Origin of the sequence: Pseudomonas sp. WMBT8, assembly GCF_050916005.1 — a bacterium.
In the GTDB taxonomy this organism is placed as follows: Bacteria; Pseudomonadota; Gammaproteobacteria; order Pseudomonadales; family Pseudomonadaceae; genus Aquipseudomonas.
This window is the reverse complement of sequence record NZ_CP188096.1, coordinates 1,919,914-1,932,168: the sequence shown is the minus strand read 5'-3', so window position 1 is coordinate 1,932,168 and position 12,255 is coordinate 1,919,914. Positions and strand designations below refer to the sequence as shown.

Here is a 12,255-nt window from a genome sequence, read left to right as displayed (position 1 = left end):
TTTGAAAGCTGCCATCGTCAAAAAGTACCGCCTGATTATCAAGACCATGGGTTATGTCGGCTGGGCACTGTTCTGGCTGCTGCTTTGGGACATTGCGGTCACCGTGGACTTCATGCTGTTTCTCAACGCGAAGATCAACCTACCGCTGATGCCCCTGACGCTGCTCGGTTCAGCGCTGGTGGTGCTGATCAGTTTTCGTAACACCAGCGCCTACAACCGCTGGTGGGAAGCGCGCACGCTGTGGGGCGCGATGGTCAACAATTCGCGCAGCTTTGCGCGGCAGGTGCTGACGTTGCTCGATGACCCAGGCAGCGAGGTCAACCCGATCAAGTCGACCCTGCTGCGCCGCCACGTGGCCTATGTGAACTGCCTGGCGGCGCACCTGCGGGGCGAGCCGTGCCCGGAGGAAGTGCGGGCGTTTATTCCTGGGGATGAGTTTGCGCGCAACGGTGCTACCAACAACTTTGCCAACGACATCCTGACCGGCTCCGCCGCCCTGCTGGCGCGCGAGTACAAGGCCGGGCGCCTGGACAGTATTCGCCTGGCGCGGCTCGAATCAACCATGGTGGACTTGTCCAACAGCCAGGGCGGCATGGAGCGCATTGCCAATACGCCACTGCCCTACCCGTATGTGTATTTTCCACGGCTGTTTATCTCGCTGTTCTGCCTGATCGTGCCGGTGGGGCTGGTGGAGTCCCTGGGCTGGTTCACCCCGCTGGCATCGACGGTGGTGGGGTTTATGCTGCTGGCCATCGAACGTATCGGCACTGACCTGCAAAGCCCGTTTCGCTCCAGCGAACACCAGATCCAGACCGAAGCCATCTGCGAAACCATCGAGAAAAACCTGCAGTCGATGCAGCGTGATTCGTTGGGGGATGTTCGCAGGGGCCACTAAAAAGCCTGCATTTTTCGGGCATCTATATAATAATGCGTCGCATTAAACGATTCGTTTATCACACCGCGCTCTTCCCCGCCGAGTGAGCGTCGCATTAGTCAGAAGGATCTCTATGCAAGGCTTTTACCTGCCCTCTGTGCGCCTGCTGGGCGCACTGTTTTTGGCTGTCTGTTCACTGACGGCCCAGGCCGCTACCGATGAAACCGACCACTCGGCCACCTTCGAAAAAAACCAACAGTCCTACGTGATCAATGCCGATGGCAGTTTCGTCCAGACCATCGAGCTGGTCACGCGGATCAACGAAGAACGGGCGATCAAGCACAACGCGCAACGTTCGCTGAGCTACAACCGCTCCCTGGAAAACCTCGAAGTGCTGCAAGCCTTCACCCAGAAACCCGATGGCCGCAAGGTGAAGGTGGGCGCCGAACAGATCAAGGAGCAGCAGGAAACTGCCTCTTCCCAGGCGCCGATGTTCCAGGACTCGCGGGTCAAGGTGGTGATTTTTCCAGAGGTGGCGGTCGGTGACCGGCTGGTCCTGCGCTACCAGCGCCAGCGCACTACGGCGCTGTTCCCGCAGCAGTTCGAAGACTTCTTCGTGCCGGACTTCTACGATGCCGAGCAGTTGAGCCTGAGCTACGACTTGCCAGCCGACAAGCCGCTGTTCGTCGATGCCCGGGGCTTCAAGGCCAGCACCCCGGCCGCGGCAGCCGGGCGCAAGGTGTACCGTTGGGACTACGTACCGCAGGAAAAAGCGCGCATGGAAAACGGCGCCGTGTCCTATGTCGATTACGGCCAATTCCTCGCGGTCTCGACGTTCGCCAGCTACAAGGACTTCGCCCAGGCCTATGAGGCCAGGGCGCAGGTCGAAGTGACGCCGGCCATTGCCGCGCTGGCCAAGCAACTTACGGCCAACCTGAGCACCCCGCGCAGCAAAGCCCTGGCCCTGAGCGACTGGGTGCGTAAGAACATTCGTTATGTCGCGGTGTATGTCGGCGCTGGCGGCGTAGTACCGCATCCAGCCCAGGCCGTGCTGGACAACCGCTATGGCGACTGCAAGGACCATGTGGCCCTGCTGGAAGCCATGCTGCGCGCAGTAGCGATCGAGAGTTCGCCGGTGCTGGTCAACCTGGGTAACAGCTACACCCTGGCCAAAGTACCCACCCTGGGCGTGCTCAACCATGCGATCACGTATGTGCCGGCCCTGGATCTGTACCTGGACTCCACCGCCACGGCCATCGCCGCCGGCTACCTGCCGATCCCGGTGCTGGGCAAGCCAGTACTGCTGACGCAGTCCGGCGAATTGGCCAAGACCCCGGCCGCGCAAACCGGCAAGGTCACCAACGACCTGCTATTCAAGGTCGACAGCAACGGCGCGGCGGACTTTGTGCATGCCACCACCGTGGAAGGCTGGGGCTCGGAGTTCAATCGCTACCTGCTCAATGCGATGAAACCGGCTGACCGCGACTCGATGATCCGCAACGTCCTCGGCTGGTACGGGCAAACGGGCCAGGGCACGTTCAAAAGCGACTCCCTGCAGGATGAAGTCAACCCGTTCAAGAACACCCTTGAAGGGCGCACCGACAACCTGGTCAACCTGCCAGGCCCCACCGGCGTGCCAGCGCTCAGCAGCCTGGTCGGCGGCATTGCGCAGAACGTGTTTGCCTTCGCCTCCGAGAAAGACCGCACCCAAGGCTTCGGTTGCCTCTCCGGAGAAACCCAGGAGCAGGCCCGTTTCGAGTTCCCCAAGGAAGTCACCGTGCTCGCCGTGCCCAAGCCGCAGTCCCTGCAACAGGCCGGCTTTGACTACCAGGCCACCTACGCCAAGGAAGGCAACACGGTGCTGATCACCCGCCACTTCAAGTTCGCCCATGCCAATACGGTGTGCAGCCCCGAGGACTTCAAGGCGATGAAGCCGGTGATCGAAAGCATGGTCAACGACCTCAAGAGCCAGATCATCGTGCAGACCCTGTAAGCAGGAGCAGCGCCCAGGCGGCCAGATACAGACCCACCCCAAACACCCCATGGGCCACCGTGCTGCGCAACCGCGCAGTATTGGGCCTGGGGGTTCTGGACGCTGCGATGCCGGCACCCATCGCCGGTTGCAAGATGAAGAACGGCGCGACCACCGATAGCACACCGAAGGTCAGGGCCGGCAGCAACGTAGGCTGTCGCGCCCATTCAAGACCCACCATCAACAGCAGCAACGCCGCAAAGAACACCCCGATCAGGTAATGGGTGACCCAACCCAGCAGCCCCTCCCCCGGCACGGGTGATGATTGGGCGATACCGGCATGCATCCAGCGCCCACGCGGCAGGTGGCCGACCCAACGACCGACCATGGAAAAATCCAGGGACGGCATGCCAAGGCAGCGCTTGAGCAACAACGCCCAAAGATCCATGACCAGGGTCGCACCGGCCCCGATAAACACCGAAAACCCAACAAACTCAAGCACGTCCCTACTCCCTTTGACCATTGGCGGTGAGCGCAGCAGCGGTGCTGAAGCGCCAGCAAAAAAACATTCAATTAATTGATTGAATGTTTGGCCGATGCTAGGATCTTTGCCATGAAACCGTCAAGCCCCTTATTCCCCGCCGATCACTTCATCGCCCTGGCCGACATTGCCCGGACCCTGGGCCACGCCCATCGCCTGGCGCTGCTTGAACACATTGCCCAGGAGGAGCGCTCTGTCGAACAACTGGCGCAACTGTCCGGCGTGTCTGTGGCCAATGCTTCGCAGCATTTGCAGCAACTCAAGCGCGCGGGCATCGTGCAGACGCGCCGTGATGGCAAACGGGTGCTGTACAGCCTGGGGGCCGGTCCGGTGGCGCCTTTGCTGGAAGCATTGCGTGGCTACCTGGCGTTCCAGCATGCCGAGATACGCGAGGTAGCCCTCGATAGCCTGTCGCGACGTGACCGCCTGGAGGGTATATCCATCGAGGAGTTGCTGCTGCAGATGCAAAGCCAGAGCGTGGTGCTACTGGATGTGCGCCCCGAAGACGAGTTCGCTTCAGGGCACTTGCCAGGCGCGCTCAACATCCCGGCTGAGGCCCTGCAACAGCGTTTGGCAGAGCTGCCCAAAGGCAAGCACGTGGTCGCCTACTGCCGCGGGCCTTATTGCGTGCTGTCCACCGATGCCATCAACACCTTGCACGCCCATGGCTTGCCCGCACGCCGGCTGCGCGCCGGGTTTGACGACTGGAAAGCGGCCGGCCTGAGCGTCGAATAACCCATCGCAAGACTTAAAAAATGATCAGACCCCTTGACCCCAAAGACCTCGATTGCGTCCTGCAGATCTGGCTGGATGCCTCGCTCATAGCCCACGACTTTATCGACGCCGCCTTCTGGCAGTCGCAGGTCGAGAACATGCGCAACCTTTACCTCCCTGCATCCCAGACCTTCGTCATTGAGCGTCAATCGACCGTGGTGGGGTTTTACTCGTTGCTCGAGCAGCAGATGGCCGCGCTGTTTGTCGCCCCCGACTGCCAGGGCCAGGGCCTCGGCAAACAGCTGGTGGCGCACGCCAGGAAGCAGCGGCCCGTACTGACCTTGGCGGTTTATAAAAACAACAGCGCCAGTTACCAGTTCTACCTGTCACAAGGGTTTGTGGTCACCCATGAGGAGATCGATGAGCACAGCGGCCAAGCGCAATACTGGATGAGCAGCGTCGCCAGCACACCTCAGTAATCCGTCATCACCACCATCACTTCAGCGTCCGCCTCGCTTTCGGCGAGGTAGATATGGCCGATACCGCTATTGAAATAAGCGGTTTCGCGACAGCCAATGCTGATGGACTCGCCCGTTTCGAATTGAATCCGCACCCGTCCGGACAGCACCACCGCGAACTCCTGGCCGGGGTGGCGGATGTAGTCGTCAAACTGGGTCAGTTCACGGGCGAAGATGCGTGCGTACATCGGCGTCATGCGCCGCCCGGGGAAGTCCCCGGCCATCGGGTGATAGTCATAATTGCCCGTGCTGTAGCCCGCCGCGCTATCTATGGCGGTGCTGACCACGGTGGGCTGGACCTGGTTGGGCGCGGTCGTTTCCGGGATGAATAACTGCGCAATATCCACGCCCAGCGCCCGCGCCGCCGCCGCCAGTTTTTCGTAGCTCACCGATACCTGCGCCAGTTCCATCTTCGACAAGGTCGACAGCGCCACGCCCGAACGCTCAGACAATTGCTTGAGCGTCATCTGCTGGTTTTTGCGGATTCCCCGCAGGCGGGCGCCTACCTGGCTGCGATCTATCAGCGGATGGGCCGTGGAACACGAAGCGGGCGCTGTCTGATCGGAACTCATGCTGACTCTCTGTCGTGGACCAAGCCCGGAATATTAACCCACGAGGAAGGCTTGACTGGGAAATTCTCATACCCTACATTTCTCTTATGTGAGAATTATCAAAAACGAGAAAAACCCATTCGCACACAGAAGGTACTCAGGCATGCAGGACCGCGATTGTTTCGATTTCGCCATTATCGGCGGGGGCATTGCAGGCGCTTCACTGGCCTATCGCCTGGCAAGTGAGGCCAGTGTGGTGGTGCTCGAGCGTGAGAGCCAGCCGGGTTATCACGCCACTGGCCGTTCTGCCGCCATGTTCATGGAAACCTACGGCACCCCGCAGATTCAAGCGCTGACCCGCGCCAGCCGGGCCTTCTACGAGCAACCACCGGCAGACTTTACCGAGCACGCACTGCTGGAGCCTCGCGGCTGCCTGTATGTTGCCAATCACGAACAGCAGCCATTGCTGAAAAAAACCTTCGACAGCCACTTGGCTACCGCAGCCAATGTGTCGCTGATCGATCGCGAACAGGCGCTGTCACTGGTGCCTTGCCTGCGCCCGGAGGCGATCGCCGGTGCCATGCTTGAAACCGAGGCCCGTGACCTGGATGTGCATGCGCTACACCAGGGTTTCCTGCGGGCGATGCGCCGTGCCGGTGGGGTCTTGCAGTGCAACGCGCAGTTGAGTGGCGCCACCCGCCAGGGCCGTTACTGGCTGCTGACATTGGCCGACGGTCGGCAAATGCGCGCACGTAACCTGGTCAACGCCGCTGGCGCCTGGGCCGACCAGGTTGCACAGCTATGCGGCGTAGCACCGGTCGGCTTGCAAGCGTGCCGCCGTACCGCATTCACCTTCGATGGCCCCGAGGGCGTCGACTTTTCACGCTGGCCCGCCGTTATCGGTATCGATGAAAGCTTCTACTTCAAACCCGACGCCGGCCAACTGCTGGGCTCACCGGCCAACGCCGACCCGGTCCCGCCACAGGACGTGATGCCCGAAGAGCTGGATGTTGCCACCGGGATTTATCACATCGAAGCCGCCACTTCCCTGAGCATTCGACGGCCACGCCACAGCTGGGCCGGCCTGCGCTCCTTCGTGGCCGATGGCGACCTGGTGGTCGGCTGGGACGAACAGTGTGAAGGCTTCTTCTGGCTTGCCGCCCAGGGCGGTTATGGCATCCAGTCGGCGGCAGGCGTCTCGCAACTGGCCTGCGCCCTATTGCTCGATCAACCCTTGCCTGAAGCGCTGCGGCGCCAGGGCGTAGAACCACAGCGCCTGGCTGCGGCCCGCTTGCGCTGATCATTCCCTCTGCCGAGGTTCCTTGTCATGTCAGAAAGTCTCCAGCGTTATCCCAGCCACCTGCCCTACCCGTTCTCCAAAGCCATTCGGGCGGGCGATCTGCTGTACCTCTCCGGGCAAGTACCCATGGACCCAAAGGGCGAAGTGGTACGCGGTGATATCCAACTGCAAACCGAAGCCGTCATGAGCCGCATCGGCGAAACCCTGGCCGAATGCGGTGCCGGGTTTGACCAGGTGGTGAAGGCCACGGTGTGGTTATCAGATATGCAGTATTTCGCCGGTTTCAACGAGGTGTACGCACGCTACTTCAAGCAGGGTTTCCCGGTGCGCTCCACGGTGGGTGGTACGCAACTGGCGCTGGGGGTCGATGTAGAAATCGAAGTCCAGGCCTGGGTCGGCCCGCCTACCCGCTGATAGTTCGCCACAAACCTCAAGGCAACGCGTTGGTTCAAGGACTGCGCGTTACGCCTGCGGTGTTTCACAAGCAAGCTCGCACGCCCCTTAACAAAAACAATTCAAGGGAAGTCGTCATGAAAGAGAGTCTGAAGATTGCCGGTGCATTTGTCGGCGTGATCGTTGGTGCGGGGTTCGCCTCGGGTCGGGAACTGTTGCTGATGTTCGTCGATTTCGGCGTATGGGGATTGCTCGGCGCAGTGCTCAGCGCGGCGTTGTTCACCTTCCTTGGGATGGCGCTGGCGGGCATGGGAAACCGCCTGCGCGCCACCTCCCATAAAGATGTGGTGTATGCGTTGTGCGGGCGGCACCTGGGGGTGCTGGTCGACCTGATGATCACCTTTTTCATGTTTGCGGTAACGGTGGTGATGCTCGCGGGCGGCGGCGCATTACTGGAACAGCAGTTCGGCATCCCGGCCACCCTGGGCAGCGTGGCGGTCACCCTGGTGGTGATCGTTATTGTGTGCCTGGACGTGCACAAGGTCATCGGCCTGATCGGCTCGGTCACCCCGTTCTTGATCCTCACGGCAGTCGGCGTGGCGCTGTACGGCGTTGCCACCCGAGGCCTGAGCTTCCCTGAGCTGGACCAACTGGCCGCCCGCCAGAGTGCCGGCGCCAGCCATTGGCTGCTCGGCGCATTGCTGTACGTGTCCTACAACATTGTGGCCGGCGTACCGATCCTGGCAATCATGGGCGGCGCGGCGAAAAGCGAAAAACAGGCGGTCTGGGGCGGAATTCTCGGCGGTGCCATATTGGGCCTGCTGATGCTGGTCATGAGCCTGGGGTTGTTGTCGCGCCTGGACAGCGTGGCGGATCTGCCGATGCCGATGCTGTCCATCGCCAGCGAAGTCTCGCCGGCGCTCGGGCTGCTGATGGCGGTGATTATCTTCCTGATGATCCTCAATACCGCCGTCGGCACTTTGTACTCCTTCTCGGCCCGCCTGCTGCCACCCGGCACCCGTACATTCCGGGTCGGTTCGGCGGCCTTTGCCACACTGGCCTTTGCCGGCAGCCTGATCGGTTTTATCAGCCTGGTCGGCCAGGTTTACCCGCTGTTTGGCTACCTGGGTTTCTTGCTGATCGCGGCCGTGTTGATTGGCTGGTTGCGCCTCGGGCGCCTGGCCGGGGCCACAAGCTAAACCCAAGGCTGATGGCTGGTCACGCAGTGAATGCCACCACCGCCGGCCGCAATGGCGTCGATATCCAGCTGCACCACCTTGCGTCCCGGATAGAGCCGGGACAGCAGGTCGAATGCCTTGCGGTCGGCGGCCTTGTCGCCAAACTGCGGGGCGATCACGGCGCCATTGATCACGAAGTAGTTGATGTAGCCGGCGGCGTAGTCCGGATTGTCACGGCTGAAACGGTTGCTGCGCGGGTTGAGCGGCGGCGATACGGTGTGTATTTGCAACGGCCGGCCATCGGCATCGGTGGCCTGCTTGAGAATATCCAGGTGGGCCAAGGTCACCTGGTGGTCGTAGGACTCGGGGTCGGTGTCCAGGTTGGCGATGACCACGCCCGGCGAGACAAAGCGTGCGTAAAAGTCGACATGGGCGTCGGTAATGTCCTTGCCCTTGATGCCCGGCAACCAGATGATCTTGCGCAAGCCCAGCCGGCTCTTCAGTTCGGCCTCGACGTCGGCCTTGCTCCAGCCGGGGTTGCGGTTGCTATTGATCCAACTGCTTTCGGTCATGATCCCGGTGCCGTGGCCGTCCACTTCGATGGCACCGCCCTCGCCCACCAGTTCGCTGCGGATATAGGTGGCGCCTGCCAGCTCGGCAACGTGAGCCGCCAGTTCGGCATCGTCGGCGTGCTGCTGCTTGTTGCCCCAGCCGTTGAAGTTGAAGTCCACCGCGCCCAACTGGCCATTATCATCCACGACAAAGTTGGCGCCGGTGTCACGCATCCAGATGTCATCCAGTTCGGTGTGCACGAAGGTGATGTTGCGGGTGCCGCATTTTTCTTCGGCCAACTCACGCTCTTCTTCGCGGCAGAACACCGTGACCGGCTCGTACGCGGCAATCGCCCGGGCGATACGGCCCAGGGCGTCCTGCACAGCGGGGGTAAAGTCCTGGTGAATCGCCTCCTGGGCGCCGAAGGCGATAAAGGCACGCTGGTGTTTCTCACCCTCGTCGGGCATGAACCAGCGGCCCAGGAGTGCCGCCTGCACGGGCAGCCCCATGGAGGCGGCGGCGCCCAGGCTGGCCACCACAGCGGCCTGTTTGATGAATTGGCGACGTGTGCTCATGTGTACCTCTGTAGGTGCCGTCATTGACCGACGGCCGTCTTGAATTTAGTCCAAACCCGCATGCGTGCGCGCATATCGGCCTGGGGAATATCCTGGCCGGCCACCAGTCGCTTGAAGGTGGCGTCGTCCGGGTAAATGTCCGGGTTGCTGCCCATGGCCGGATCCACGCTGGCGCGGGCCTTGGCATTGGCCGTGGGGTAGCCGGTGAAATTGCTGATGGCCGCCATGTTCTCCGGGCGCATGACAAAGTTGATAAACGCGTAGGCATATTCCGGATGCCGCGCATCCACGGGGATGGCCATGGTGTCCATCCATACCGTCGTGCCCTCGCGGGGGATGTGGTATTGGAAGCGCGCCTTTTTACCCGCCGCATCCGCCGCCCGTTGCGCCTGGGTCATGTCGCCGCTGTAGCCCAGGGACAGGCACAGGTTGCCATTGACCAGGTCAGTCACCGGCTGCGACTGGAACTTGCGGATGTATGGCCGCAGCTTGAGCAACAGGGCGCTGGCCGCGGCCAGGTCTTCGGGCTTGGCACTGCGCGGTTCGCGCCCCAGGTAGATCAGCGCGACGGCCAGTACTTCGTCGGGCGAGTCGATCAGCGAAATGCCGCAATCGGCAAATTGGCGCGCCAGTTCCGGCTTGAACAACAGGTCCAGGCTATTGACCGGCGCATTCGGCATGCGCTGTAGGATTTGCTCGGCGTTATAGGTCAGGCCAATCGTGCCCCAGGTGTAGGGCACTGTGGCCTGATTGGACGCGCGGTAATGACTGCGCAGTTGTTGCAGGCCTGGTTCGATATCCTCCAGCGCCGCAAGTTTCGCCGGATCCAGCGGTTGCAGGCTGCCGGCGCGCATCAAGCGCTCGCCCACCGTATCGCCGGGGAAGATCAGGTCATAGCCACTGCCACCAGCCATCAGCTTGGCCTCCAGGGTCTCGCTGCCATCCATCACGTCGTAGATCACCTGGATCCCGGTTTCGGCAGTAAAGCGAGCCAGGGTGTCCTCGGCAAAATAGTCGGCCCAGTTGTACAGGCGCAGGATCTTTTCGTCGGCCTGTACCGTCGGGATGACGATGCTCAGGGCCAGGGTGCAGTGGATCAGCTTCATGTCATACCCCTTGGGTCTGCCAGCGTGGATGCAGATGGCGACCGTCCTGGGTCAGCAAGCCGCCATACATGTCCGGGCGGCGGTCGCGGTAGATGCCCCAGGTCAGGCGCTCTTCGGCCATGGCCGCCAGGTCCAGGCACTGGAGCAGCACGCCGCTGCTGGCGCGGTCGGCCTCGGCCAGCAGTGCGCCTTTGTGGTTGCAGATAAACGACGAGCCGTAGAACGCCATCTGCAAGGCCGGGTCGCTGGTCGCCACTTCCCGGCCGACACGATTGGCCGCCACCACCGGCAACAGATTGGCGGCGGCGTGCCCGCGCATGGTCATCTGCCAGTGATCACGGGAGTCCAGGCTGGCACAACCCGGCTCGGAGCCGATGGCGGTGGGAAACAGCAACACCTCGGCGCCCAGCAACGCCAGGCAACGCGCGGTCTCGGGGAACCACTGGTCCCAGCAGATACCCACGCCGAGGCGGCCGAACGCGGTGTCCCAGACCTTGAAGCCAGTGTCGCCGGGGCTGAAGTATTCCTTCTCCTGATAGCCAATGGCGTTGGGGATATGGGTCTTGCGATACACCCCCAGCAGTTGCCCGTCGGCATCGGCCACGCTCAGAGAATTGAAGTAGGCGTTGCCGGCCTTTTCGAACCAGCTCAACGGCAGCACCACGCCCAGCTCCCCGGCCAGCGCGGCGAAGCGCTTGAGCACCGCGCTATGTCGGTACTCCTCAGCCAAGGCCAGGTGTTTGTGTTGCTGTTCGATGCAGAAATACGGCGTGGCAAACAGTTCTTGCAGCAGGATGACCTGGGCGCCCTGGCTGGCCGCTTCACGCACCAGCCGTTCGGCTTGATCAAGGTTGTGCGGCAAATCCCAGGTGCAGGGCATCTGGGTGGTGGCGATGGTCAGCAAGGTCATGGCATCAGCCCTCCACCGGCCAGGCCGGCTGCTGCTGGGTGATGCAATGCACGCCGCCGCCGCCATGGGCCAGGTGGTTGATACGCACCGGTACCACCACGCGATCCGGGAATGCCTGGGCCAGTACCTCGGCAGCCACCTGGTCGGCCGCAATGCCATAGGCCGGCATGATGATCGCGCCGTTGGCGATGTAAAAGTTGGTGTAGGACGCGCAAAACACCTCGGCGTCGGCATCTACCGCCTCGCTGGCCTCAAAGAGCTCGATCAACTCGAACCGGCGGCCCTTGGCATCGGTCGCCAGCTCCAGGGCGCGGCGGTTTTCCCGTGCTACCTCGGCGTACACCGAACCCTGGTCGTGGGTGGCGTCCACCAGCAACACGCCGGGGCGGGCAAAGGCGCACACACCATCGACATGGCCGTCGGTCATATCCCCGGTGACGTAATCCGGATCGCCCGGCAGCCAGATGGTTTTTGTCACCCCCAGCCAGCGCGCAAAGAACGCCTCCATCTCGGCCTTGCCCATGCCCGGGTTGCGATTGGGGTTGAGCAACACCGACTCGGTGGTAATCAACGTGCCCTCACCGTCCACATGAATCGCCCCGCCTTCATTGCTCAACGGCGTGCCAAAGCATGGCAGGCCCAAGTGGTTGAGGGTGCGCCGGGCCAGGCTTTCGTCCAGGTCGTGGGCCGACTTGCCGCCCCACGCGTTAAAACGCCAGCTCACACCGGCCAGGCCCAATTGCGGGTGGCCAATAAAGCTGGGGCCGGAGTCGCGGCACCAACTGTCGTTGACCGCCAGCGCGATCAGTTCGATGTTGGGGCCGCACAGGGCTTTGGCCGTGTCGAGTGCACAAGGGTCAACCACCAGCTTCACCGGCTCGAACCGCGCGATGGCATTGGCGACCCGCGCAAAATCCGCCTGCACTTGGGCCAGGGTCACGCGCCATCCCGCCTCCCAGAGTGCCTGGTTATGGGGCCAGACCATCCAGGTCGCGGCATGCCTGGCCCATTCCGCCGGCATCCTCCAGCCGCTGTGTGGCATCTCGTTCTGCAGCATGACAACCCCCTTCT

13 protein-coding genes are annotated in these 12,255 nt (G+C 62.1%); 7 read left to right on the top strand and 6 right to left on the bottom strand.

The annotated features are described in order from the left end of the window. Position 1: 1 nt before the first annotated feature. On the top strand, positions 2-895 hold the full coding sequence (locus ACO77H_RS08715) for a bestrophin family protein (protein WP_170043423.1): 894 nt from the start codon (positions 2-4) through the stop codon (positions 893-895). A 112-nt stretch (positions 896-1,007) separates the two neighbouring features. Beyond that, positions 1,008-2,867, top strand: a complete 1,860-nt coding sequence (locus ACO77H_RS08710) for a DUF3857 domain-containing transglutaminase family protein (RefSeq protein ID WP_432755288.1) — start codon at positions 1,008-1,010, stop codon at positions 2,865-2,867. On the opposite strand, the gene ACO77H_RS08705 is transcribed toward ACO77H_RS08710, so the two are convergent. After that, positions 2,848-3,348: a DUF2938 domain-containing protein gene (locus tag ACO77H_RS08705; RefSeq protein WP_346266495.1), complete on the bottom strand. Its 501-nt coding sequence runs from the start codon at positions 3,346-3,348 to the stop codon at positions 2,848-2,850. The two genes, ACO77H_RS08710 and ACO77H_RS08705, sit on opposite strands and share 20 nt — an antisense overlap. A gap of 111 nt (positions 3,349-3,459) precedes the next feature. Between ACO77H_RS08705 and ACO77H_RS08700 the strand changes: the two genes are divergently transcribed. Beyond that, positions 3,460-4,122, top strand: coding sequence for an ArsR/SmtB family transcription factor (locus tag ACO77H_RS08700; RefSeq protein WP_169953377.1), 663 nt, complete (start codon positions 3,460-3,462; stop codon positions 4,120-4,122). 20 nt (positions 4,123-4,142) lie between these two features. Beyond that, on the top strand, positions 4,143-4,580 hold the full coding sequence (locus ACO77H_RS08695; protein ID WP_432755287.1) for an N-acetyltransferase: 438 nt from the start codon (positions 4,143-4,145) through the stop codon (positions 4,578-4,580). Here ACO77H_RS08695 and ACO77H_RS08690 read toward each other — a convergent pair. Continuing rightward, positions 4,574-5,191, bottom strand: coding sequence for a helix-turn-helix domain-containing protein (locus tag ACO77H_RS08690; RefSeq protein ID WP_432755286.1), 618 nt, complete (start codon positions 5,189-5,191; stop codon positions 4,574-4,576). The genes ACO77H_RS08695 and ACO77H_RS08690 overlap by 7 nt on opposite strands. Positions 5,192-5,333: 142 nt before the next feature. On the opposite strand from ACO77H_RS08690, the gene ACO77H_RS08685 reads away from it, so the two are divergent. The 3 genes from ACO77H_RS08685 to ACO77H_RS08675 all read left to right on the top strand — a co-directional run bounded on the left by ACO77H_RS08685 (position 5,334) and on the right by ACO77H_RS08675 (position 8,062). Then, on the top strand, positions 5,334-6,470 hold the full coding sequence (locus tag ACO77H_RS08685) for an NAD(P)/FAD-dependent oxidoreductase (protein ID WP_170043420.1): 1,137 nt from the start codon (positions 5,334-5,336) through the stop codon (positions 6,468-6,470). A 27-nt stretch (positions 6,471-6,497) separates the two neighbouring features. After that, positions 6,498-6,884, top strand: a complete 387-nt coding sequence (locus ACO77H_RS08680) for a RidA family protein (protein ID WP_432755285.1) — start codon at positions 6,498-6,500, stop codon at positions 6,882-6,884. Between the two features lie 116 nt (positions 6,885-7,000). Next, the gene (locus ACO77H_RS08675) at positions 7,001-8,062 is read left to right on the top strand and encodes a YkvI family membrane protein (protein WP_169953367.1); all 1,062 of its coding nucleotides are present in this window, start codon (positions 7,001-7,003) and stop codon (positions 8,060-8,062) included. Here ACO77H_RS08675 and ACO77H_RS08670 read toward each other — a convergent pair. From ACO77H_RS08670 to ACO77H_RS08655, 4 genes are read right to left on the bottom strand one after another with little or no spacing between them, the layout of a single operon-like run. Further along, positions 8,059-9,168 (bottom strand): agmatine deiminase family protein, encoded by a 1,110-nt coding sequence (locus tag ACO77H_RS08670; protein WP_170043417.1) that lies wholly within the window; start codon positions 9,166-9,168, stop codon positions 8,059-8,061. The two genes, ACO77H_RS08675 and ACO77H_RS08670, sit on opposite strands and share 4 nt — an antisense overlap. Positions 9,169-9,188: 20 nt before the next feature. Further along, positions 9,189-10,274: an extracellular solute-binding protein gene (locus ACO77H_RS08665; protein WP_432755284.1), complete on the bottom strand. Its 1,086-nt coding sequence runs from the start codon at positions 10,272-10,274 to the stop codon at positions 9,189-9,191. 1 nt (position 10,275) lies between these two features. Next, positions 10,276-11,184 carry an N-carbamoylputrescine amidase gene (gene aguB / locus ACO77H_RS08660; protein WP_432755283.1) on the bottom strand — a complete coding sequence of 303 codons (909 nt, stop codon included), beginning with the start codon at positions 11,182-11,184 and terminating at the stop codon, positions 10,276-10,278. 4 nt (positions 11,185-11,188) lie between these two features. Beyond that, a complete protein-coding gene (locus ACO77H_RS08655) occupies positions 11,189-12,241 on the bottom strand; it encodes an agmatine deiminase family protein (protein WP_170057774.1) in 1,053 nt (350 codons plus the stop codon). Positions 12,242-12,255 lie beyond the last annotated feature (14 nt).